Origin of the sequence: Haloarcula taiwanensis (assembly GCA_002844335.1) — an archaeon.
Classification (GTDB): Archaea; Halobacteriota; Halobacteria; order Halobacteriales; family Haloarculaceae; genus Haloarcula; species Haloarcula taiwanensis.
Genome location: CP019157.1, coordinates 76550 through 100322 on the forward strand (window position 1 = coordinate 76550; position 23773 = coordinate 100322).

The 23773-nt window shown below is 54.7% G+C and carries 25 protein-coding genes and 2 pseudogenes; 14 read left to right on the forward strand and 13 right to left on the reverse strand.

Annotated elements, in window-relative coordinates; genetic code table 11:
• Positions 1 to 9 precede the first annotated feature (9 nt).
• Positions 10 to 2106, forward strand: a complete 2097-nt coding sequence (locus BVU17_18520; protein ID AUG49568.1) for an AAA family ATPase — start codon at positions 10 to 12, stop codon at positions 2104 to 2106.
• Positions 2107 to 2193: 87 nt separating this feature from the next.
• Complete coding sequence (locus BVU17_18525; protein AUG49569.1) at positions 2194 to 2727, forward strand: hypothetical protein; 534 nt, start codon at positions 2194 to 2196, stop codon at positions 2725 to 2727.
• Positions 2728 to 2792: 65 nt separating this feature from the next.
• On the opposite strand, the gene BVU17_18530 is transcribed toward BVU17_18525, so the two are convergent.
• From BVU17_18530 to BVU17_18565, 8 genes and pseudogenes are all read right to left on the reverse strand, one after another.
• Complete coding sequence (locus tag BVU17_18530; protein AUG49570.1) at positions 2793 to 3128, reverse strand: hypothetical protein; 336 nt, start codon at positions 3126 to 3128, stop codon at positions 2793 to 2795.
• Positions 3129 to 3368: 240 nt separating this feature from the next.
• A complete protein-coding gene (locus BVU17_18535; protein AUG49571.1) occupies positions 3369 to 4595 on the reverse strand; it encodes a cell division control protein Cdc6 in 1227 nt (408 codons plus the stop codon).
• Between the two features lie 691 nt (positions 4596 to 5286).
• Positions 5287 to 6252, reverse strand: a complete 966-nt coding sequence (locus BVU17_18540) for a hypothetical protein (GenBank protein ID AUG49572.1) — start codon at positions 6250 to 6252, stop codon at positions 5287 to 5289.
• A gap of 207 nt (positions 6253 to 6459) precedes the next feature.
• On the reverse strand, positions 6460 to 6738 hold the full coding sequence (locus BVU17_18545) for a hypothetical protein (protein ID AUG49573.1): 279 nt from the start codon (positions 6736 to 6738) through the stop codon (positions 6460 to 6462).
• Positions 6739 to 6860: 122 nt separating this feature from the next.
• Complete coding sequence (locus BVU17_18550) at positions 6861 to 7073, reverse strand: hypothetical protein (GenBank protein AUG49574.1); 213 nt, start codon at positions 7071 to 7073, stop codon at positions 6861 to 6863.
• Positions 7070 to 7363, reverse strand: a pseudogene (locus tag BVU17_18555) (hypothetical protein). The gene BVU17_18550 and the pseudogene BVU17_18555 overlap by 4 nt, the downstream one beginning before the upstream one ends.
• Positions 7360 to 7887 (reverse strand): hypothetical protein, encoded by a 528-nt coding sequence (locus BVU17_18560; GenBank protein ID AUG49575.1) that lies wholly within the window; start codon positions 7885 to 7887, stop codon positions 7360 to 7362. The pseudogene BVU17_18555 and the gene BVU17_18560 overlap by 4 nt, the downstream one beginning before the upstream one ends.
• Before the next feature lie 132 nt (positions 7888 to 8019).
• Positions 8020 to 8403 carry a hypothetical protein gene (locus BVU17_18565; protein AUG49576.1) on the reverse strand — a complete coding sequence of 128 codons (384 nt, stop codon included), beginning with the start codon at positions 8401 to 8403 and terminating at the stop codon, positions 8020 to 8022.
• A 335-nt stretch (positions 8404 to 8738) separates the two neighbouring features.
• On the opposite strand from BVU17_18565, the gene BVU17_18570 reads away from it, so the two are divergent.
• A complete protein-coding gene (locus BVU17_18570; protein AUG49577.1) occupies positions 8739 to 9053 on the forward strand; it encodes a hypothetical protein in 315 nt (104 codons plus the stop codon).
• Here BVU17_18570 and BVU17_18575 read toward each other — a convergent pair.
• From BVU17_18575 to BVU17_18585, 3 genes are all read right to left on the reverse strand, one after another.
• A complete protein-coding gene (locus tag BVU17_18575; protein AUG49578.1) occupies positions 9050 to 9304 on the reverse strand; it encodes a hypothetical protein in 255 nt (84 codons plus the stop codon). The genes BVU17_18570 and BVU17_18575 overlap by 4 nt on opposite strands.
• 6 nt (positions 9305 to 9310) lie before the next feature.
• On the reverse strand, positions 9311 to 9655 hold the full coding sequence (locus tag BVU17_18580) for a hypothetical protein (protein AUG49579.1): 345 nt from the start codon (positions 9653 to 9655) through the stop codon (positions 9311 to 9313).
• A 1009-nt stretch (positions 9656 to 10664) separates the two neighbouring features.
• On the reverse strand, positions 10665 to 11132 hold the full coding sequence (locus BVU17_18585; GenBank protein ID AUG49580.1) for a hypothetical protein: 468 nt from the start codon (positions 11130 to 11132) through the stop codon (positions 10665 to 10667).
• 1103 nt (positions 11133 to 12235) lie between these two features.
• Between BVU17_18585 and BVU17_18590 the strand changes: the two genes are divergently transcribed.
• The 6 genes and pseudogenes from BVU17_18590 to BVU17_18615 all read left to right on the forward strand — a co-directional run bounded on the left by BVU17_18590 (position 12236) and on the right by BVU17_18615 (position 16434).
• On the forward strand, positions 12236 to 12505 hold the full coding sequence (locus BVU17_18590; protein AUG49581.1) for a HicB family protein: 270 nt from the start codon (positions 12236 to 12238) through the stop codon (positions 12503 to 12505).
• Positions 12506 to 12600: 95 nt separating this feature from the next.
• Positions 12601 to 12852 (forward strand): annotated as a pseudogene (locus tag BVU17_18595) (hypothetical protein).
• A gap of 53 nt (positions 12853 to 12905) precedes the next feature.
• Positions 12906 to 14183: a hypothetical protein gene (locus tag BVU17_18600; protein AUG49582.1), complete on the forward strand. Its 1278-nt coding sequence runs from the start codon at positions 12906 to 12908 to the stop codon at positions 14181 to 14183.
• A gap of 42 nt (positions 14184 to 14225) precedes the next feature.
• Complete coding sequence (locus BVU17_18605; GenBank protein ID AUG49583.1) at positions 14226 to 14429, forward strand: hypothetical protein; 204 nt, start codon at positions 14226 to 14228, stop codon at positions 14427 to 14429.
• A 230-nt stretch (positions 14430 to 14659) separates the two neighbouring features.
• A complete protein-coding gene (locus BVU17_18610; GenBank protein ID AUG49584.1) occupies positions 14660 to 15343 on the forward strand; it encodes a hypothetical protein in 684 nt (227 codons plus the stop codon).
• A gap of 269 nt (positions 15344 to 15612) precedes the next feature.
• A complete protein-coding gene (locus tag BVU17_18615) occupies positions 15613 to 16434 on the forward strand; it encodes an IS5 family transposase (protein AUG49585.1) in 822 nt (273 codons plus the stop codon).
• A 90-nt stretch (positions 16435 to 16524) separates the two neighbouring features.
• Here the strand turns inward: BVU17_18615 and BVU17_18620 are convergent, their stop codons facing one another.
• Together BVU17_18620 and BVU17_18625 are read right to left on the reverse strand one after the other, a co-directional pair.
• A complete protein-coding gene (locus BVU17_18620; GenBank protein ID AUG49600.1) occupies positions 16525 to 16761 on the reverse strand; it encodes a hypothetical protein in 237 nt (78 codons plus the stop codon).
• Positions 16762 to 16876: 115 nt separating this feature from the next.
• Positions 16877 to 17320: a hypothetical protein gene (locus BVU17_18625; protein ID AUG49586.1), complete on the reverse strand. Its 444-nt coding sequence runs from the start codon at positions 17318 to 17320 to the stop codon at positions 16877 to 16879.
• A gap of 1012 nt (positions 17321 to 18332) precedes the next feature.
• On the opposite strand from BVU17_18625, the gene BVU17_18630 reads away from it, so the two are divergent.
• The 5 genes from BVU17_18630 (at position 18333) to BVU17_18650 (ending at position 23733) form a co-directional block, all read left to right on the forward strand.
• Positions 18333 to 19070, forward strand: a complete 738-nt coding sequence (locus BVU17_18630) for a hypothetical protein (GenBank protein AUG49587.1) — start codon at positions 18333 to 18335, stop codon at positions 19068 to 19070.
• 414 nt (positions 19071 to 19484) lie between these two features.
• Positions 19485 to 19853 (forward strand): hypothetical protein, encoded by a 369-nt coding sequence (locus tag BVU17_18635; GenBank protein AUG49601.1) that lies wholly within the window; start codon positions 19485 to 19487, stop codon positions 19851 to 19853.
• 908 nt (positions 19854 to 20761) lie between these two features.
• Positions 20762 to 20974: a hypothetical protein gene (locus BVU17_18640; protein AUG49588.1), complete on the forward strand. Its 213-nt coding sequence runs from the start codon at positions 20762 to 20764 to the stop codon at positions 20972 to 20974.
• Positions 20975 to 21332: 358 nt separating this feature from the next.
• Positions 21333 to 21776 (forward strand): hypothetical protein, encoded by a 444-nt coding sequence (locus tag BVU17_18645; protein AUG49589.1) that lies wholly within the window; start codon positions 21333 to 21335, stop codon positions 21774 to 21776.
• Positions 21777 to 22995: 1219 nt separating this feature from the next.
• Positions 22996 to 23733 (forward strand): hypothetical protein, encoded by a 738-nt coding sequence (locus BVU17_18650; GenBank protein AUG49590.1) that lies wholly within the window; start codon positions 22996 to 22998, stop codon positions 23731 to 23733.
• The last annotated feature ends 40 nt before the right edge of the window (positions 23734 to 23773 follow it).

Sequence of the window (23773 nt, forward strand, 5' to 3'; positions counted from 1 at the left end):
GCATCAAACATGGCCACTGCGGGCAATACAGAACTTATTGATCGTTTTCGAGAGTTTTACCGCGAGTACTACCGGAATGAAATCGGCGAGTTAGCACAACAGTATCCCAATGACCAGAAATCGCTGTATGTTGACTGGAAAGAACTCCAGCAATTTGATCCGGACTTGGCAGATGATTATCGCACTAAGCCCGAACAGGTACAGGAATATGCCGAAGAGGCGCTTCGACTGTACGAGTTACCGGTCGAGGTGTCATTAGGGCAGGCCCACGTCCGGGTTCGTAATCTCCCCAATACGGAGCCAATACGTGATTTACGCCACGAACATCACGGGAATCTCATCGCGATACAGGGGACTGTTCGAGGAGCGACCGATGTCCGTCCGATAGTCATTGAAGCAGCATTTGAGTGTCAGCGGTGTGGGACACTAACTCGGATTCCACAGGTACACAGTGAATTCCAAGAGCCACATGAGTGTCAGGGGTGTGAGCGACAGGGGCCGTTCCGACTGAATACGAATCAGTCACAGTTCATCGATGGACAGCAGCTACGCATACAGGAAAACTACGCAGGGTTGCGTGGAGGTGAGGACCCACAGTACGTGGATGTGTACATTGAAGATGATATAGCAGGAACGGTAACGGCTGGAGAGCAGGTCACAGTTAATGGTATTCTGAAACTGGATCAACAGTCTGATGGCCGGCAACAGTCGTCGCGGTTCGATCTGTATATTGACGGCCTGAGTCTGGAGGCAGACACAGATCCGTACGCTGAAGTGACGTTCAGTGATGACACGAGAGAGGAGATTGTCTCACAGTCAGCAGAGCCTGATATATACGAGCAACTTATCGACAGCATCGCACCATCAGTTCACGACAACGAGACGATCAAGTTGGGTATTCTGCTGCAACTGTTCGGAGGGATAGACAAGGAATTCCCCGATGGTGCACAGTCGCGAGGCAATATCCATACGCTGCTCCTTGGCCCATCGAATGGGACGGTTGACCGGCTCGTAGAACAAGGAGCCAGTGTAGCCCCACGAGCAGTTTCGATCAGTGGTACGGAGACGACATCTGCAGGATTAACTGCCGCAGCCACACCCTCCTCGGATGCTCCAGGCGACGATCCTTGGACGCTGAAAGCTGGGGCGATGGTCATGGCTGACCACGGACTATTGGGACTGCATGAAGCAGGCGCGTTGTCCAACGATGCACTCGCGGCACTGGGCCGGACGATGGACGCACAAGAAGTACAAGTCTCGAAGGCGTCCCAGACACAATCGTTGCGTGCAAACACTGCTGTATTAGCAGCCGGAACACCATCGTCAGGTGGCTTCGATCAGTATCAACCCCTTAGACAGCAAATCGGCCTCACTCCCGAGTTGGTTTCGCAGTTTGATCTGGTCTTTACAATCACCGATGACGACGTCGATGATGCAGATGTCGCCGACCATCTAATCGACGTGGCTCGAGCAGCTGAAGGGGCCATCGGGATGGAGCATGAGCACGGCACGCCTCCGGAGCCAAAGTCAGAAACAGCCAGTTTTCCCGCCCCGGATGAGTTCGCTCCACCGGTCGAGGCCAAACAACTGCGTCAGTATGCTGTCTTCGCGCGCCAGCATTGCTTCCCAGCAATCACCGATGCTGCAAAAGAGCGGCTGACTGAATTCTATGTCGAAGTTCGAAAAGAACAATCTGATGAGCCAGGGCCACTAGCGGTCACCGAACAAACGCTTGAGTCGTTAATCCGACTGACAGAGGCCAGTGCTCGAGTCCGGCTAGCCGACATGGCCGAGGAGGCGGATGCTGAGCGGGCGATTGAGGTGATGGAGGCTTCACTGGAAGACACTGGAGCAGTGATTGATAGTGGAGAGTTAGACGCCGAGACAATAGTTTCGGGTGAAGTAGAGGATGCATCAAATGAGGAATTGGTACTGTCGATGATCAAGGAATTAGAAACATCCGATCAAGGTGCCAGCCCGGAGAAACTGCTTGCGGCTGGGATAGAGGCCGGCTTATCAGAGACAGAAGTCAAGCAGGCCCTGAAGAATGTAAAGCAGCGAGGGAAGGTGTATAAGCCAGAAGGAGGGGGTCTTCGGTCTACATAGACCTTGTCCGGTTGATAGACTCAATTGCTGGTAGCTGGTAACTTCGGTTTGCAAATTATCAAGTTCTAAGCGAGTTTTTATGCAAATATGTCAGACGACGATTCTCAGTCTGCTGTCGAACTTGTCGAAGAGGCCGCCGACCATCTTAAGAACAGTGCTGAGCACGAGCGCCGGGCTAAAGAACTCAGTCAACAAGCCGAGGAACAGCTGGAAGAGACACTCACAGAGGAATTGCCTGACTCAGTGACAATCGATGTTGACGCAAAAGCAGACGAAGATAATGCGCAGATGGTGGTTAGTCTATACGACGAAGAAATCACAGAAATCGTTGACGACGTTGTCGTAGATGACGTTGATGTTAGTCTGCTCCACCCCCGTCAATTCATCATCGGGGAGGATGTCGTTGGCGGAGGAGGCCCACAGCGGGAACGGATTCAGAATATTAAGGGGATAATTGCAGATTTAGAGGATGAATTTGATGGGGGAGCACCGGTTCAGCAGGTTATTCGGCATGCCAGAAGAGTTGGAATGGATAAGCCGAAGGCTGAACACGAAATTGACAAGCTCAAACAGAAGGGCGAGGTGTATGAGCCACGCACAGATCATCTCCGAACGACATAGCTGAAGCTAACAGACGGGCGGATGTCGTGCCCGCAGGCGTACTGAGAGCGGTCCAGTTGGGCTAGTCAGTCCGCGACAGTCCCTCCATCAGTCATCGCCGATGGTTGCTGACCGCCACCATAGGAGCCCAGCGTCGTCTCGCCGCTATCAGCGAGTTTCGAGTCGCCATCGGCGTTCGCGAAGTGTCGAATCGTCTGACCCATATCGGAGTGTTCGACTTCGAGTTCGGTCAGATTCAGGCGCAGCACCTGTTGTTTGTCTGGTTTGCCAGTCCCGATCCCGAAGTGCTCAGCGGCGTCTTGCATCACTTCATGCATCATTGGTCTCGAGATTTCGTCGTCGAACACCTCCTGCCGAAGTTCTCGCTCAGGGAGCGTCACGTCCTTCGAGGACGTCGCCATTGCGCGGCGGTGAAGACGACGAGACCCTGGATTGTGGCAAGAGCCAATTCTGGAGCGGACACACCACCGTTACATGTGAAACGCCTACCGCCGGACACACCACTCTTTCAAGTGAAGGGATCACTGGTGACCACACCACGCTTGCAAGTGAAACAGCGTCCGTCAGACACACCACTCTTTCAAGTGAAGCGCGTTGCCCCGCCCACTACGTACCTTCACATGAAAGGGTGGAGTCCCCCGTCATCCAACGTTGTTCATAGCGGCAATGTCACGGATTGTATCGATTTCCGTTGTGAGATGAAGGACATCAGACATCGCCTCAATGGCGCTCGTAAACGGAACATCAAGCTCGTAATTGTAGTAGTTCCCCCGAGAACCGCTCCGGTTTTCGTGCGCTGAGAGGATACCTAACATCCGAAGGTCTGACAGGTGGTTATGGAGCGACCGCTGGCCGAGCGCATCGGTTTCAGAGGACTCACAGAGTGAGCGATACTCCTCGTAGAGGTCACGCGTCCGACAGGGCGTTTCCTCTTTGGCTGCTTTCGAAATCACTGCCAATAGTGCAAGGCGGCCATGCGTCGTCAACTCGCGCATTCCTTCTTCGACCCGCTCTTGTTCGAGTTGTGAGCGAGCATCTTCGATGTGCGCTTCTTTGATCATCTCAGCTTCCCGGTTTTCCGCGATTTCTCCACCTAACCGAAGGAGATCAAGCGCCTGCCGAGCACTGCCACTGTCCCTGGCGGCGAGAGCTGCACACAACTGCAACACACCAGTATCGATTGACCCATCCGTGACAGCGACCTCAACTCGTGATTCGAGAATGTTTTTCAGTTCTGTGGCATCGTATGGCGGGAACTGGAGTTCTCGCTCACAGAGAGTGTCCTGGACACGAGGGTCGAGCTGGTCACGAAATTTGAAATCGTTGCTGATGCCAATAACGCCGACCTTTGCCGAGTCGAGATTCCCATTGGCCCTGGCCCGAGGAAGCTCATAGAGCAGCTCATCTCGGTCGCCAATGGAATCGACTTCATCAAGGACGATGAGAATGGTCCCACCGATGGCCTCAAGCTCCTGATAGAGCTTTTTAAACACGGTTTGCTGTGGATACCCGGTCGTACTGATTTCGCCACCGGATGGACGGAGTTCATTGACGAGTTCCACAGCGACCTGATACGAGGAGTTGAGCGTCTTGCAATTGAGCGAAATAATGGAGAGATCGATATCATCGTACGCAGCGACGTCGTCCTGGAGTCGGTCAAGAAGGTAGTCGGTGACGGCTGTTTTCCCGACACCCGTATTGCCGTAGAGAAAGATGTTGTTTGGTTCCCACCCATCGATTACCGGCTGGAGAGCGTTCATATACTCCTCAATTTCTTCATCCCGCTCCTCAATCCGTTCCGGTTGGTAGGACTCCCCCAGGGCGTCTTTGTTCCGGAAGATGTTTTGCTTCCGCTCGAACCGACGCATAGGGAATCTTTCACAAGAGGGGTATATAAAACCACCTCTGCATCTGTTTCAAGTGAAGCCACTCACACACACCACTGTTTCGAGTGAAGAACTAGAGTAGAGTAGTTACTAGAACAACAGTCCACTGTTTCATCTAAAGCGTTGACATTAGTCTAGTTGGCCAGAATCCCGATTCTGGTGGTAACGGTCTTGGAACTCCCATTTTTAGCCGCTTCGTGGTAGATGACTGGTTGCTCGAATTCTACAGGGTCTCCACCCTTTCCCGGCTTCACGTGAAAGAGTGGTGTGTCTCTCCCCGGGGTCACGCTGTCCCATCTCGAAGTCAATACCCTCACGCTAACCAACATCCGGCGTCAGTTGGGAGAAATGTTGGTTAGTTATGGCCGTGACTGTGGACTTTCAGGCACCACTGTCTTGACGGACTATCTGACAGTGTTGTCAGAAGGCGATGAAAGAGGATGTCAGATAGAATCGTTCGTTCTCAGACTTCTTTTCCTACACCTCATAGAGGGAAGGAAAAGGGAAGTCGTTTCACGTCACTCTAACGAAACGAGAACAAGCGTAAGTTACGCACCACATTCGTGTGGATTTTATTGTAGGGGTCTAGTGGGGAATTCGTTACCGCTCTTGTCGACCACCTCCATCTGACACGCTACTCGCGAGCGTGCTGACAACACTGTCAGAACGCGTCTCAGTCATCCGCGTTCACCGCCGTTGCCTGATTCAGCTGATCCAAGTCCATCGTGTCTGTCGGCTCTTCGGCTGTCTTCTGTTTGTTCTCGCTTTCACTGTCGGTTCTGACATCGGCGTCAGCAGTGTCTGCATTGTGGACGCTAGCTTTCATTTTCCGCTTTGGAACGGTCAGGGTATGTGGTTTCCCGGAGCGGAAGTTGATCAGTCCATGGTCGGAGCACTTGTCGATGTCAACGCAGTCCTTGTGGCCGTCACCATCGACGATCGTGAACCGCTGGACATCGCGCATGACACGCCCGGCTGTCTTGGAATAGGACTGTGGCTTGACGCCATCCAGCAGGCCTTCGTCTTCAAGCACCTCCACAGCCTGTTCAGTGTTCATCGTGAACTTCTGGCCGTCTGGCGTGACGTTCTGGTTCGTCTCGCCGCTGGCCTTATTCACGAACCGCTCGTACAGCGCCGCGGCACGTTTCTGTGACTTGCTGAGCGATGCGTCGGCGCCGGAGTTCAGATCAACCATCATCCGGTGCAGCGGGAGCATATTCCCCCGGCTCTTCTCCGAGGCGCCCTGATTCTCAGCAGTTGGCTGAGCGTTCGTAACCGACTCTTTCACCGTCCCGTACTCCTCGACGAACGGCTCGATGTCGCTTTTCTCGATGTCGGGCTCTGGATTCCCGAACACCAAGCGGTTGAGAGTTTTCCGGCCCGTCTTGTTTGAGGCGATGCTGTTGCCGACCGGCACGCCGCCGACAAACAGGTTCTCGATCTGCTTTGCATCACCCCGATACTCGATGGACTCTTGCTCGGCAACCTCCGTTTCGAGTTCGTCAACGCGCTCACGAAGGTGTTCGTTCTCTGTTCGTAGTTGTGAAACCTCTTCGATGAGGTCGGCAACAACATCCCGAAGGCCGTTCGGACTCTCGGGCAGTTCGTCGGCAGTAGGTGGAGAGCTGTCGACGCTCATTGGGCACCTCCCGTGTGTGGACCGCTGACTGTGTCGTGGACGATGCCCTCGAACGTTTCACTCAGCACGCCGCGATTGGGAGCAATCGCACTGTTGGTAGTCGGCTCGAACTGGGAACGGTGGCCCCTTCTCAGGTGCGTTGTGTTCTCGTAGTGTCTTCTCTGTCCTGCGACTTGCACGTGCGGTGAGTTAGAACCGCCAGCAGCGTCAGACATTGGTATCAGCCTCGACAAGACTGCGAACGACATCGGCGTTTGACCCGCGAGCGATACTGACACGGTCAGTAGCGACGTTGACCATCATCTCGGACGATTCGACAAGCACGCGTGCTTGGGCAGCATGCTCGTCGTAGGTGTAGCGCTCGCGAACGATCCCACGCAGCGAATCGCCGCTGAGTCGGTCGACCATCACAGGCGTGCCGACGTCGGCGGGTTCGTCATGGCGTGCCTTGCGTTTGGCCGGCCCGCCCTGGCTGGCTCTACTCATCGGCCCACCCCCGCTTGCGCACTCGCCCGAGCGCATCGAGCAACACCGCCTCGGCGTCGGTGTCTGCGTCGTCGGCAACGAGATCGGCGACCTCGACGACACGGTCGACAGTAGCGTCGGACTCATTCGCCATCGTCGCCCTCCTGGTCGCGTGGTCGAAGGTGGACGACGATGGTCCCCAGCTGGATACGATGCTGGACCTCAGTCACGCGGTAGTGGTCTGTGTCCCAGGTGACGAGTTCGCCCTCGTGGGGAATCGCAGCACCGTAGTGCTCGATTGTCTCGGTGAAGCTCTCCGGCGTGTCTGGTTTCTCGACGAGTTCGAGGCGGGTCACTCAGACGCACCTCCCCGCGTCGCCGACCGGGCGAGTTCGAAGTCAAACTCGAAGCAACTTCCCAGGCCACACTCGTGGCAGTCCGCCGTGATCCGGAACTGGTCGGTGACGAACCACTGGACGTTGCCACAGTCCTGGCACTCGAATCCGACGGCGTGGCCGCGATACGAGGTGAGGGTCCCCTCTCGGTCGAGCTTCTGCATCGGGTTGGTCGCGCCACCGCGGCGGATCGCTGTTGGCACGTCGGTGCCGACACGAGAGCCTTTCGTGGACTGGGCGCTGCCGGTCATGCCAGACCACGCTCCGTAAGGAGTTCGTCACGTCGTTCGAACAGAGCTTCACTGTGGCACTTTTCGCACGGGACCCCACTTTCGAGGCGGTCTCGTGCGGCCTGTTTCACCGCCTGTGGGTCGGTCACCTCAGTGAAGCCGGTCCACTGCTCGCTGGCAATCGGGTGATAGTGAGAACTACAGTAGAGATGGAACTCCGCCTGGTCATTCCACCAGATGTGGGTCGCCTCTGAGAGAGTGTCCTCGTCCAACTCGGCGTCGATAGCGTCGATCAACCGGTCCTGGGCGTCCCAGTACCGGCTGAGTGTGTCTGGGTCCGCCTCACGGAGGCTGACGTCTTCGAACGCTTCGAGTTCGTCGAGGATCGTCTCGATGTCTGCATCAGTTGCAGCGGCGCTCCCGCCGTCAGTCTTGAGCTCGCGGACAGGGCCGCCAACAACGGCCACCCCGTCGGCGTTCGGCCAGCGCTCGTTGAGCGAGCGCCGACCGTCTACGTCGTAGTAGTTGCCGTGGCCGGTGGTCATGATTGGCTCCCTCCGTACTCTGGACAGTCGGTGTCGAGATGCTTCGCAAGGCTCTGCTGGGGGTCGATGTCGCTGTCACAGAACGGACACCCCGTGGTGATGACCGCGCTCCCGCGTTTCTCGATGGCCATCTCAGCAGTCACCTCCTGTCGTGCGGTCGGCGAGGTCATCCAGGGCGTCGACGGCCGGCTCCGTCTCGGTGGTCGCACAGACTGTGCCGTTGGCCTGGGACCAGCGCACCAGTCCGGTGTCGTCCAGTTTCGGGATGTGCGTCTGATATAACGACACGTACACGCGCTTGCGTTGTTGTGACTCGAGATGTTCGCGGGTAGTGTTGACTTCCGCAGCGGCGACGATCTCCGCGAGGTCGGTGAGTTCCAGTTGGCCGTGTTCGTTCACCGCTCGGAGGCACTGGCGTCGGCGTTCGGACTGGGCGACATCCAGCAGGGCGTCGAATGGGACGCTCACTGCCGGCGGCTCCGGCTCATGGTCGCTGGAGAGGAGGCGTTTCAGCATCCCGCCATCCCTCCGTTTAGGAACTGGATAGGGGCAGTAAGCGTTCTATTCGGCTCTGAAGGGTCGATTGTTTTTTGCGGGTGTGGCGTGTTCTTCATAGTGCGGTTCGGCAGCAGGCGGCCGCGGGGTTGACGCGGTCGCCAACACGTTTTGTGCCGGCGAAATCCGCCCTTACTGCCATATCTCACAATACCCTGTCCTGATAACTTATAACTGTGGGTCCAGATAGTAGGACCTGTGTTAAACAGCTTAGACCCAAATATGTCGGACAGTATGGGGCAGTTAATTCCGAATCCCGGAGAAACTATACAATGTACAGTCGTTAATCGGGGTGAATGCGTCCCGTGTTTGGCCTGACTGAAAGTGACAGGTCCATACTGCAACTTCTGGCAGATAGCGGGATTGCCGTCAAACCCGGAACAATTCGGTACAACCTCCGTGTTAGATACGACACTGAAATAGCCAAATCGACAATCCACAGACGCTTGCCGAATTTGATACATGCGGGCCTCGTTGAACTTGAAGACAAGAAGAGTAGTCGCTACGCGATTACAGCACTTGGAGAGCGACTGTTGGCTGAAAACCTCTCGGACGATGAAGTAATGCAAGTCAGCCAACGTGTCCAAGAAGGCCCGCCGGACGACAGCTAAGAATCGTAGAAGCCGTCGCGGTGGCCGATTCGGAGAACACGAAGGACGGATTCGTTTTTGTCCCAGTCGATTTCGGCCCGGTATTCGCGGCCGATTTTTAATTTGAAGGTTTTTCGTCCTTGTAGCCGTTCGAGGTAGTGGTCTGGGTTCTCGCCGGCTTGCTTCAGTTTGTCGCGGATACGTTGTTCCATATCTGGTTGGAACGACGCTAACTCGTCGGTGGCCGATTCGGCCAACAACACATCTGCCATGTGACCTCAGACCTCGTCGAGACTGACAAATTCCTCTTCTTCGAGCCGGCGGTCGGCCTCGGCAGCCACGTCGTCGGCGAGCCGCGGCCCGACGAGCGCGGTCCAACCCACAGCAGAGGCACCGAACTTCTTGCTTGCGACGATACCCGCATCTTCCATCTCTCCCAGCCGACGGCGAACCGTCTGGCTGCTGACTTCGATATCGAAGTGTTCGGCCAGCGCGTCGGTGATCTCGGTGGCAGTCAGCATGGGCTCTTCCGGCGTGGTTTCGTAGTCGAACGCCTTCAGCACGTCTTGTTCGGTCAGTTTGTCCGTGTACTTCCCAGAGTCGTTCCGTGCGCGATTGCTCATATTTCCTAGAAGCCGGTGGGGGTTGATAATGTTTTCCCCGCCACATGGTCCGGAACATAACGCTTAATCCCGTGTGGTCCGGACAATATGGCACGGAAGGCCGGCCACTCGGGACACTTGGAGCGGTGATCGTCTATGTGGCCCAGCCACCCATGTCCAGTACCCATTGGACTGAATGAAAGACTATCCGAGGCCGATAAGCATCAGCGACGCGAAAACCGCCGGATTTCTTTCGGCACCATTCTATAATTCCTGAAGAACTGGCGGAGTTGTGATCCGAAGTCGTTTGGCAGATGCTGCCTTGTCCCCTTTAGAAGTAACCCGTGAGACAAACCACCCTGATGGACTTGGTCGGCTCACCTCATTGAGTAACGAACGTGGTCCTCCTCCCGCTTGTTGCGTATGAGGCGATACACTTCTACGACGGTGTTGATTACTTCACAAACCTGTTCGGCTAGGTCTAACGTCTGGATGAGTTCTCCCATCCATATATAACGTACTGACGAATAATTCGATCGGGAGAAGAGTTCGTAGAGCCCTGGCTGGTTGTTAGCCGTTCAGGATGCTGTGTGCTTCCGACTGATCGTAGTCGTGTGCTTCCTGAAGATGCTCAAAATAAGACTGAGGCCCCGTCGTTAGTCCGTCTTGTAATAGTCGCAGTCTGGGCAGTCGTATTCGGCCCCAAAAGAGAGAGTCAACCTCCACAGGTTAACGAGGCGCATGCAAAAGCCGGGCGTGTGATGGTCGACGAGGAAGTCCGTCAATTGTACGAGCGATATCAGGCGGTCGAAAGCGCCGCCGAACGCCGTGAGAGTACGCTTGAAATGTGGAAGCTCGATGGATGTCGTCACGCAGAGATCTACGCAGCGCTCGCAAACGAGTGAGCGGTCCTGCGTTCAACGGTTGCTTGTCCAGTGAAGTTTGTAGAAGGCTGTTCGGTCACCTCTTCTGGACGATTCTGTCCGCTTGTAATAAGATTTCATTAGTGTCCAGACCGACGGTAGCCCATTCACGTATATCCAGTACTGTCAGTGAGTATCTGTACGGTTTGTGCCAGAAGCCCCAGCACCACACAGAGGACTGTCGCCACTGCTGCCAGCAGGATAATCACAAGCAGGGGACCACCCAGTGGTGGAAGCAGTTGATCGAGGGATAGAGTTGCCGGGAGGATCCGAAGCACCGTCCAGAAAATTAGAACCGCTGAAGCCACGGCTCCAGCACCGGCCCCCGCGCATAGCAAACGCCGTGCCCACGTTCCAGACTGTCCCCAGTGCGTATGTGCGGCTAACAGCCCACCGCTTCCAAGGCCCAGTAGTCCGACAATCAAAAACACGCCAAAAAAGAGGCCAGCTACGCTTGTTCCGCCGGAGGCTGACTGCTCATACGTTACAATCGTACCGATAGTCGCTACGAGTGAGCAGAGGGACCCGCCAATAGTTCCAACAGCTAACCGACGCGGGGACACTGAATAGGGCATGCTAGCCACACTTGTGTCGGAAATCAAAACGATTCTGGACTGGCGGAGCAGCGGTAACGCCTGCTTCTATCGATTTTGACACCGACCATCACGTTCGGCACCGGTATAGTAGTTTGACCATTTGATTCGTTGCTTGGGTGGCACTCTGGTTGGTGTGAATGAGATGAAATAATGATAGTTTGTACCTCCGCGCGATTCACTAACCAACACACGGTGGCGATGGTAGCCTTGTGTTGGTTAGTCGAAGGGGGTATCGTAGCACAGTCCACACAGCGGCTGATTGCCGAACTATCGCTGGTGAATTGGCTGGTCAGTAGGTGTGTATATTGATCTCTGCTATCCTGACAGTCATAGGAGATGTTCTAATATCCGTGCAAGATACACAGTGCGGGTCTTACACGGAGAAAACTACCACCGTGACTCAGCAAGAGTTTGAATACCAAACAGAACGAGCAAAACACCTATTCCAGTGGCTGAAAGTGTCGTTTCATGATATTGATTGGCGGCTGGCACCTGGATAAGTAGGAGAAATCCTGCTAAAACCCCGATAGCCCCGACTCCTACCACTACCCTTGTCGGTATATCCTGAGACATATTTGATTCTCATCCCCGTGATATAATAAATCCAAATATCGGTCAAATTTCAGTTGCATCTTAATACGGAATTCCGCCCTCTCTATCGGCTATCCATCAGATTCGCGGTTAACAGCGGCCTCAGCAAGCATCTCCGGAGGGTGGGTCTGTTTTGCTGACTCTACCGCCTGTATTGGCTAAACTGCCATGAACGACTGGCTCTGGGTCTCTGTTTCTTGACGCCGCGCTTCAGGCGGCTGAGGGCGTCCCACCTGAGGTCTTTCGGGAGCTGGCACTGGCCGGATTAACGTTGCAGCCGACGTCTACGCAGAACGAGCATCAGCACGTCGTGGCGACGGCCTGACCGAACCGAATAACCTGCTTTTATTATCAGGGCATCCGGACTGCCGCGCGGGCAATCGGTCGTTACCACCACCTCCCAACACCACGGCGACCGATTCCCGTTGTCTCACCCCCCATTCCCTCTGTGTTGGCCGAACGCTTATGCCACTCATACAGCAACTAAAGATATGGCCAGTTCGACGCGCGATGGAGATGTCCATGAGGACGAAATTCGGATGTGGCGCGAGGGAGACTCGTGGGTAATCACGGATGTCGAAACCGGCGTCACTACACAGGGCGAGACTCGTCAGGACGCTCTGGAAATGCTTGACGATGCGGTCGCGGGCTACAAGGGCGAACGCGGCCACGAACCCACCGACGAAGAACTCCGAGAGTTGGGGGTTGACCCCGAAGATAACACGACCGGAGATGGCGAACTGCCCGAGTTCATGCAGTAAATGGCTCTGGGTACGTTTTCTGGCAAAGATGTCGTGAAGGTCCTGATAAATGTCGGCGGCTCGCTCGTCGGCGACCTCGTGGCTGGGTACGAGCAATGAGCAACTGTACCGCCGAACACCGCCGGAAGGTCCGCCGGGCGGCCCGAACGCTTGCAGTGACTCACGAGACGGCCGGTGTCGACGTGCTCCCGCCAAGCGAAAGTCAATACGACCGCTAGACGCTTGACGCGGCGCTACACTCGGAGGGCATCCCGCCGGCGGTGCTCCGCGAGTTGGCACTCGTCGGGCTGACGTTGCGACCCAAGCCCTCGCAGGCTGACGTGGCGATCGTCGTCGCGACGGCATAATATAAACTGGCAGTGTCGCTGGTCTTTTCCAGTTGCTTATCCATGCCATCCATATGGATGGTGAAAACAAATTATTGGACAGTGTGGGCCGCGGTCTCACTCGTTTTACCGATCGTCTGAGTGTAGATAATCTGTCTGCTTTCGATGTCGCCGTGGGTACATACGCTTTGGCGATGATTCTCGGAGGGAGTTTCTTTTATGGGGATACAGATGTGGGGGCATTTTTATCGGCAGCTGGAGCTGTGACATCCGGGACGCCGGTATATTCCTTGCCACACTCAGCATATGCCCCTCTTCCATACGTGCTTTTTGCCGTAGTTTTGTCCCCGATACAACTGCTGGGTCATCTGATTACACCACCAAATTACCTGTCTATATTTGCGCTCAAGACATTATTCGTCGGCGCTCTGGTTACTATTGTGTACCTCCCGACAGATATTGATCGGCGTCACTGGGCACTGTTAGTGCTGGGGACTCCTATTACAATATACTATACAGGGTTCTTCGGACAGTCTGACGCTCTGGTCGCATTAGCGGTGGTTAGTATGCTCGTCGCTGTCCACAACGAACGGTGGGCCCTTGCCGGTGCATCGGCCGCGGTTGCGACATCGCTGAAAATCTATCCGGCAATAGCGGCACTCGTGTTGCTCATTCGCTATCGGTCGCACTACCGGGAAATCATCTTGGGCGCGCTTCCGATCACCTGCTTGACTGCCGGCCTCCTATTTTGGATGGCTCCAGAGAGCATTACAGCAGCCCTGGACACCTCACACCCATTTTTGTTCAAAGATCGTCCGATTACAACCTTTTCTGCTCAGTCTCTGGTTAGTTACTTCATCGGAGAATCAACAACACTGGGTCTTCAATTATTCCCGGTAACCACGGTAGCAGCTGCAATTTGGGCCATTCGGGGAGAGTTTACCGTCCCAGAACTGGCGCTGGTGATACCCATGATACCCGCAGTATTGGTTTACCCGTATGCTCCGATCTATCGATGGTTGCCTGTCTTGCTGGGTCTTGGGTATTGCGCTGCGATAGGTCCAGATCGGTTACGAACTCACGTAGCTATTATTGCAGGAACACTCTCGATCCGCCCGCTGGCGTATTTAGCCCTGATGCCTGTATACAAAATGCCGAATTTCATCGGCCAAGATATGCGATTGTCAGAAGGGGCCGCACAACCCATCCTTACGCATTGGTCTTGGACTCTAATCACAGTCGTGTTGCTGATATCAGTGCTCTCGATGTTGTACACAGCGTCTGGTAGCCAGACTAACCTACGGGAATTGTGGGCTGAGACACTTCAAGATCGCCGTGGTGAGCGCAGATAAACTCCCGCACGCTTATTTCAGACCGCCAGAAAACGGACGGGCATGGATGATGAGACCGTCCACCTTGAGGGCGATATCCCTCAGGGACTCTTCGAGGAGATGCAAAATAAATTCCCTGCCTCTGCGGAGGGGGGTAAACGCAACTTACTGCGAGCTGTGATTGACGACTGGCAACGGATGAAAAAATTAGAAGTTGCCAGAGCTACAGGTGAATATCCGAGTGAATCACAGGCATCCAGAGAATAAGTAAGGATATCTTACTCGACTGTCGTCAGGTTTAAGCTAGTTGCTTGAGTAGGAAAGTGTAACTGCGACCCCGGAGCGGTCCTCGCTCCGGCGGTCGGATACCCGAGAGGGTTTCGCTCGCCGTCAGGGTCCCGAAAGGGATACACTGTCGCCGGCTATCGAACGGCTTCGCGCCGGGCCCGCGACAGGAACAAGTCGGCGAGTTCGAACAGCCGTTTCTATCCACAAACATGAGCCATGCACCAACATCCAGCGACCGCTCCAGCGGTCAGGTAGACGACCGTCCCGCCCTGGGGTCCAGAAAGAACTTCTGGGGCGAAGACGTCGACGGTCTTGACGATGAGGACGGCGGCCACAGCGAAGAGGCTGGCACCGACGAAGCCGAACACCTCGCGCGCAGGTACGTGTTAGAGTTCGTCCAGCCGATCTGCACGGCAACGCTCCGTGACACCCCCAACCGTGGTTTCGCCCCACACTTTGCGCTGATTTTCGACGAGGAGCCGCTGGGAAAGGGCAGCAATCTCGACGCGATGCATCGGAGCAACAAGATCGTCGAGCTCACCGATCCGTGCTTCCACCTCCCCAAACAGCAGGAGTCTGGCGGCCGGACCATCGAGAACCGACAACACCGGCTCCGCCGCCGGTACAACGAGGAGACGGGCTACATCAACTACGGCGAGCCAACAGGAACGGGCATCGCATCGTTTAGCGAAGAGATCTACGAGCAGTGTATCCACAACTACCTCTGGGATCGGTACCGGAGTAGTCAGGACGGCGACGGCGACGGATTGTCGGTGACGAACATCGAAGGCTACGTCGAGCACGCCGATCGGCTCTGGCACGACCCGAGTCAGGACTCGCTGGGGTCGCTTATACAGTTTATCAAACACGTCCGGGAGAAGGAAGACGACTAGTCGGCGTGGATCACCAGTCGGCGGGTGATACGTTTATAACGGGAACTAGATAATAATGTGGCAATGAATTTGAACCCAATCAAAACATACCTCACGCAGGGTTCGACTATCTCTCCTAAAGATGCTGTTGCCACTGCCCTACTAGCGGCTTTCCCACTCTTTCTCGTCAGGGATGCCTTCTTCAAGTCAGGTTATGCATTCGGGAATGAGGTATTTTGGCTCTGTTGAAATCCTCAGGGAGTTACAGGTTCGACCAGTAGTTTGAACGAATGCAGGCTCTCCCAAAGTCACGATTGCTCCAGTTCGTTGAGCAAGCGGTGCACTTGGCTCGTCGAGCTATCGCTCGCTACTCATCGAAGTTCTCGAAACGCCGGTACACACTTCACCAACACATTGTCTTGCTCTGTCTCAAGGTGCGGAAGAATACGACATACCGGACGCTTCTTGAAGAACTCATCGAGATGCCTCGGATTCGAAACGCCATCGATCTTGAGGAAGTCCCGTCACCATCAACGCTCTGTAAGGCGTTCAATCGGCTCGATATGGCAGTTTGGCGTGTCCTGCTCAATCTCTCGGTCACACTCCTTCCGACCAACGGTGTCGTTGGTATCGATGCCTCTGGTTTCGACCGGAGTCACGCCTCGAAACACTACACAAAGCGAACGAAGTTGACCATTCGACAACTGAAAGTCACGCTTCTCGTAGACACGAGGTCGAACGCGATTATCGACGTACACGTGACGACGACACGAAAGCACGACTCAAAGATTGCGCCGTCGCTCATCGAGCGGAATACCGGGAAAGTAGCGGTTCTCCTTGGCGACAAGGGATACGACGACCAGAAGGTTCGCGCATTTGCCCGTGAGACTGGTGTTCGACCGCTCATCAAGCACCGCGAGTTTTCGTCGCTTCACAAGGCGTGGAACGCCCGATTGGACGCCGATCTCTACGGCCAACGGAGTCAAAACGAGACGGTGAACTCTCGGCTCAAACGGAAATATGGCGCATTCGTCCGCTCACAGCTTTGGTGGAAGCAGTTCCGTGAACTCGTTATCGGCTGTCTCACTCACAACATCGACAAGGCACTCTGAACGTTCACTATCAGACGACTAACAGAGATGATCAACACAGTGAGACCGAGTAGCCGACCGACAGTGACATCCTATCGCCGGAACGATGGTCTACGAAAGTTCTGTTTCGGTCGGTTCATACACCTGAATCCATCCATCGCTGCGGACTTTGACGAGGTAATCAGTGTAGTGAAACTTGACGGAGCCGACGCCCTGACGTGACCGTCCGGTCACGTCAGGCCCGAAGAACGTGTCTTCAAGCGCCGCCGCGTCCACACATTCGTACAGCGGTGGCGACTTCACCTCGCTCGGGGAGACGCCTTCGGCCTCTGCAATGGCGTAGACGATTGCTGTCGTGAGTTCACCCAGTCCGTCGGGCTCATAGAGACGCTGTGTTACTTGCGTCCAGTGTGTATCGGCACCACTGGTCGGGTCGTCGTCGCTTATTATTCCACCGTTAGTCTCATCGCTCATCCATCTCACTCCGTGCGTGCGTTTCTTGATTCGAGTCAAGGCTGGCACCCATCCCTTCGAGCGCGGCTATGACCTGCTCGGCGTGTTCAGCGGTCGTAATCGTTTCCGTCGTCTCATCGAACGTGATGACGCCTTCATCAACTAGCTTCGGGACGTGAGCGTGGTAGAGCGAGACGTACACCTCTTCGCGCTGGGCTTCTGTGACGGCGTGTTCGGGAACGTCGTGCTCCCACGCGGCGATTTTCGTCGCCAGCTCGGTCAGCGACCATTCAGTGTCTTCCAAGAGGGTGTAGCACAGGTAACGCCGTCGAGAGTGTCCCAACGCTTGGTACACCGGTTCGATCTCCAAAATGCTCGGCGGTGGTAGCTGCTTTTCGGGTGACGCGGACGCGTCGGACGTGGCTTGCTCATCTGTGTCGGGTTCTTCGGCCATGCGTGTGTGTGAGGATACGAGGAAGCAAAACAGTTCCCCTAACACAGACTGAAAGCAGGATTATTGGTATATACGACTGATTTAGGGCCTGATGTGATCTATTTACAAACGCTTAACTGAGTCGGATATTCCGCTGTTCTCGACGACTGATGGCACTGGTGCGTGTAATGACGCGGCGTCTTCGGAGTGACATTCCCACGATCCTTTGGTGGAATAGACGCACTCGAACCGAATTACTGGTTCAGCGGTGAAGTATCATACGCTGAGGATTTCAACAGAGCCGGTATTTTCCAATCTCATACCCTCCATACACATTCGAAGGGCACTGTCGGCGGGGGAACTCCCACTAACTGCTCCGTGGTTCGGTGGTCGTCCAATTTGGGCAAACCCGATGTTCAAAGGGTTTTACCCTCCGGCCCTGCCGATGTATATCCCGCAAATACCGTTGGATCTCGCGTTGGAGGTGGTGGCAGGTGCACATCTGGCAGCAATTCCGGTTGTGGCGTATTGGTGCGCGCGCCGCGATCTGGAGATAGCTCATGCAGCTCCGTATGCCCTCGTTTGGCTGTTTATCGCTTGGCCGCATTACTCCGGCGGGCAGCTGGAGAAGCTGTTCGCGTTTCCGTGGGCTGTACTCGTCGTCCATCAGTTATTACCGAGATACCTAAACACAGATTCCCGACGAGCTGGAGTTGTCGCAGGCATTGGCATCGGCGCAGCGTTCCTGGCGGGCGGGATGTACTACACGTTCTACCTTAGCGTGTTCGCTGGTCTGTTGATAGTAGCGACCAGGGCATGGCGGTTCGGGTCGGGTGTTGCGCTCGGCTCGCTGGTTGGGCTCCCACATGTCATAACTATCATTCCATCGCTGCTGAACGCCTCAAAACGCCCGCCGGTATCCCACTCGCTTGATTTAGTACAGCAAGCACTCGTCATCTCCGGATTGCATCCAGTTCTTCCAGTTGTGCCGGGCCATTTAATTGGTGCTGGCTATGCAACAGTTGGGATTCCGATGCTGGCGTTTGCTGGGCTCGGTATTTGGACTGCCTACAGTCGCGGTGGGGCCGATAGACGATGGGCGCTTGCGATGCTCAGTGTCGCTGTCACCGGCGCGATGCTCGCGACTGGGTTCTGGGCGATCTACCAGATTCCTGGCATCTCGATTTTCCGTGCTGCGGGTCGTGCGACCGACTTGATAGCGTTCGCCTGCCTGCTACTGACCGTGTATGCGCTCCGTGAGACGGAGTTCACAACAACCCGCTCCGCACGCCGACTCGGAAGCGGCCTGCTCGTCGCCTGTGTGATAACGACGATGGTCGCACAACCCGCATTCGCTGGATTCGGTGCGCAACAACCTACCGAGGGCCGCGCTGTCGCCCAGGCCCTCGATGCCCAGGGCTGCGACGAGGTTTGGCTTGAACACGTCCATACGTGGGGTGGCAAACTTCAGGTCCGTCCTGCGAAAGCATCGTTCGCAGCTGTAGAACGTGGAATCGTTGTTCAGGGGGGTCACTACGGGGACATCGGACAGTCGTGGACCGTCACTGGTCCGGATGGTGAGCCAACGTTTGATGCTCTCGTTGTTGGTACTGAGCCGCCCAGAACTGCAAATCTCACTCGACCGTTCGAGTACGAGCAATCAAACATTGTTGGACAGGTCAACATGAGTTCGTTCGAACTCGTCGACACTGTCCCACTCGAAGAAGACGGCGCTGAGGCGCTTATTTACGCTTATCAGGGACGCTGTTAACTCGTTTTAAAACTGCGACTGTCGGTCAAAACCTCGGAGCTTCTCATGTCAAAATCAAACAATCCAGTAGACGGTAGTATCGACACCACGCGGCGGTCCCTCATCCAGACGATTGCCGGGATGGCAGTAATGGATTGGTCCCTTGACGAGGATGGCGACGGAGACTATCTGGACGATCTCCTGGGGCTAAACGACGAAGACAGTCCAATCAGCCTGACAATCGAGAATAATGGCGCACAGGTTGCTGAGGACCTTGGCGTCCTCAATGCTGGGCCTGGTATCGATGCCGCAGAGACCTCCACCGGGACTGTGAAACTGTCGGCGACAGGCAAGTCCAGCGGCATCCCATCAATCGGGAGGATCGATGCACAAAAAGACTCAATTGCGGATCTAAACAACGCGGAAATTTCGTGTATGCGCCCTGCCCTCCGATACATCATCTCAGTAGGCGTTGGACTCGCAGTGACGGCGCTTGCAGTAGCATTCGCCACAGCGGACCACTTGATCATGCTTTCGCTTCTCCCACTCTATGGGGCGGTAACGTCAATGATGTTAGCACATAAGCAGCAGTGGGTGTCTCTTTCCCGTGGGAGTCCCACTCGGTCAACAAGGAAACGAGGAGCTATTATCGGTGGCCTTGGAGCATTCACTGGCTCACTACTTCTCCAGGCATCAGTCCCGGCGGGGTTTGCTGGGTACGGACTGATGCTTCTCGGCATGGCTGGAGCGATTGCTGATTTGGACCAAGCCAGCAGTACTGACCAGGCTACCACAATCGATTGACTCAGGACTTGCTGTTTCTCGACGCCGCGCTTTGGGAGACCGACGGCGACTCACCTGAAGTCCTCCAGGAGCTGGCGCTGGCTGGGTTGACGCTCCAGCCGACGCCCGTCCAGAACGAGCACCAACACGCAGCGTGTCATAGAACTGTTCACAGCCGGCCAAGGGAATGATGTTTTGGCCACTGGTTGATACTAATTGGGTTCAATAGCTTATTCATCCTGAACTGTGCAATTTCCGTGCATGTCCTCCATTGCCAGCTTGATACGCAACTTGAGCAGAGATGAGATCGTGAGTATCACAGTTATCGGCATAACTGTCGCAGTGTTTGCTTGGTATCGGACCAACATGACTGGTATACAGCGGTTGACCAACTCTATTATCATTCTCCTCGTGAGTGTTAGCTGTGCGACGGCTGTAACAGTAGTTCTGAAGAAATGGAATCCCGCGTGGTATTCCTCATGATGATAGACGATGAGTGGCCCAATTGCGTGAGACCGATTCTATGACACGCTTACACGTCGTGGCGACGGCCTGAGCGCGACAGCAATACTCTATCCTTTTGACGACTTGCGTAGCTGTTTGGCATGGGTTGCGATGGTTTCCGAGACCACTCCTGACAGTTTGCGACCCCGCGCCGGGACCTGTTAGAGGCAGGTCCCATGACGGCGCGAGTGTGTATCCGTAGTTGATGGGTGACTGGTATGTAAACCCCCTTGTACTTCCGGGAGTGGTAGCTCGCTAACCAACAGTCGGTGGTAGAAGCGGCCCAGTGTTGGTTAGTCAGGGGGAGTGTCGAAGAACAGTTCACAAGACGGTTAATTTCAGCACCATCGATGCTGGACTGGCAGCTCAGTAAGTGTGCGTGTTTAACAAAAAGAGGTATCCCTCCGCTGACGGTATTCGGGCGTATGGATGCCCTCCAACATCTGTACCGTAGACTGGACAACCGAGTACGGGGCCTCTCGCGCCTCTCGTACGCTCTGCTCGTCGGCCTCATCTCCGCGGCGGCCGTATTCGCTGTTAGAAGCTTGCTGCCGGGGGATGGAAGTTTCGGCCCGATCGCGATGGGCGTCTCAATGACTGTCGTCTACTACGCGCTTGACCCGAACAACACAACTTGACGCAACTTGCTCTCACTGTACTGACCGGTCAGCGACTTGTCTGAGAAAGCAGTATTCAGACGGACCAGCTGTTGCCTGCCCGAGTTACGCGTCCCTAGTGGCAGGCAGTCAGCAATACCAAAGCCGGAGGACTACCACCACCACTACTTATTTAGCTGAGGATTATATGTATACATATATGACCGAACTGGATGAGGAGACGCCGTCGCCTTCGCCGTCACGAAAGGCAGATGGTGACTCCGATTTCCCCCAAGTGCCCATTGGGCTACTTGATGGGATGGACGATATCATCAATGGGGATACTGCCAGCAAGTCGGATATCGAAGACGTTCTGAAATTCTAAGTCTCTGTTCGCTCTGTGAGCCGAGTTCCGTTGTCTGATGAAGAAACATATGTCATTTTTGCAGAGGAGACTCTTTCAAACCTCCAATCTCTGGATGGGAGCAAACAGCAGCAGATACTGAGCAGGCTCTTGGACATCGCTGCGAGCGCTAATCTCCCCAGTCAATTCAGACACGAAACGATAGGTAGTCTTGACCTTCTTACAGCAGGAGACCAGTGCCGACTCTACACGAAGATCGTCGAAAATATTCCAGAAGGCAACGCAACGTATCACCTCATCTTTGTGCTCTATATCGACGATAAGCACGAGTATAGCCAGTCGGAATTAGCGACATACGATCCACTGGCTGATTCTTTCCTTTCTGTGGCGACATCTATGGACGATGTTGAGAGTGTTGAAGACTACTTAGCAGAAAAGAATGCACTCAGTGCTGAAGACCTGGAAGACTTGCTCTCGTAACTCGTGAGCCGTTGTCAGAATACCGAGGATACATCAGAAGCCAACTCCCTGAAGCCGGCATTGGGGGATCGGTTATGATCTCCAGAGAGGTGATCATTCTTGGAATGTCTCAGACGATCCTCCCTGTACGTTATACAGTCTTCGTTCCCGCGATTGTTGACAGCCTCAACAAAGGTACGACCGTGCGACTGCATGGATCGAAGGACGCCGCCCCTCAACAGATGATGTCTGGGGCAGTCAACCACTCCAGTCACTCGCAAATCGGTTGCAATCTGATGTTGTACGGGACTACCTGCTGATGGGTTGTAACGGAAATGAACCGCCGGACGTCAGCATACGTACGCTGTGACCGCACATGCTTACCAGGTCAGTCCCCGCCACAAAGGCAAGGGAGTGTCCTGCGTCCTCATTCAATATTAGAGTATGTGACTACAAAAAAGTCCGTTTGTGATCCGCCAGATTCCGCTGAGTTACTGCTCACGATTTCTAACGCCACAATTCGGGTATGGCTTGTCCCACTCTGGATACCGCACATTCCGTCACCTGGACAGGCTGGCCTATCGAAGCGATGACGCCTGCGTGTCCCCATGACGGCGTCCTTCTTCGAGACGAAGTGGGCCTGATGTGTTCATCGCGCTCTCGATGTTCGGAGTGCTCTCGACGTGGCTCGATGTCTCTTGTACTCAGGACATGGACTTCGTGTGTATCGCCACATGGGAAGCCATGTGCGCGTGTGCGGGTGTGGGACTCGTCGTCGACGCTCTCAACATACCCTATCTATCAGATTTCGTGTATAGTTCTACACCCCTCGTCGCACACGATGGGCACACTGGCTTCGCTGCGAGTTCTTGGTCACTCGTCCCCCTTGTGACCTCACTTTCGTCGCTACCTCATGGGGGGTGTGCCCACTATTAATTGCGGTACGGTGCTGAATAGAGTTATAATATCCTAAGATTAGGACATCTATTAGGACAGGATGTATGATAATTATGGTAGGGTTTAGGATAGGGGTAAGCTAATTCTATGACAGGGGTTAGGACAGGGGTAGGCTAATTTTACAACAGAAGTTAGGACAGGGAATCCTAAAATTATGGCACTATTAGGACAGGAATAGTATAATATTAGGACAGGTATTAGGACAGGATGTAATAGCGTTAGGCTATCCTATTAGGATAGGGTAAAATATAACACCCTAAGATTATAACAAGGGGGCAAGAAGATGGCCGAGAGTACTGAGTCCGAGCTAAGCATCGAAGATATCGAGTTTCTAACTATCGTCAGAGATGTCTCTGACAACCCGGACGAGTACGACGGAACGGAGCTCGGAGAAGCGCCTGCCACGGTGACTGTTATCACAGACAACACATCGCTATCGAAGTCCCAGGTGAAGTATCGACTCAACTCAGAGAGTGATGCTGGTAACTCTCGTGGGTTCACTGAAGACCAACTAGGCTACATCAAGAGCTACGGTGCATCGATGACTGAGAAGGGGTGGGGTCCACGGTCGTGCGAAATCACTGAGAAGGGGCGAGAAGCACTTGATGAGGTTACGGAAAATTCCACCCTATCGTTGTCCACATCGAAGGAGGGTAGTCCAGCTGGGGGGTCGACTGAACGTATCGAGGAACTAGCGGAGGATATTGAGCGACTAGACAACCAGTTGGCTGCGATGGGTGCCCGCTTGACTGAGGCGACGGAAGCAATTGAGGAATTCAACGAAGCCGAGTTTGGTGCAGTTGATGAAGAAATGTCGCACAGGTTAGAGTCCGCTCTGGACGCGATGATTACGTACAAAAATATCTTCGAGTACGTGCTTGGTACTGATGTACGCCCGTTCCACCCGGATGAAAATGGAATGATCGATGCTGAGATGGTAGCAGAAGGACGTGAGCAAGTCGTTGCAGCGATAAACGCGACATCAGAATCGGACGCAGCGGAGGAACTCAGACGGAAGTGAATAGAGTTAGTCAGTACTGAGAACGCCGTCCAGTCTGAAC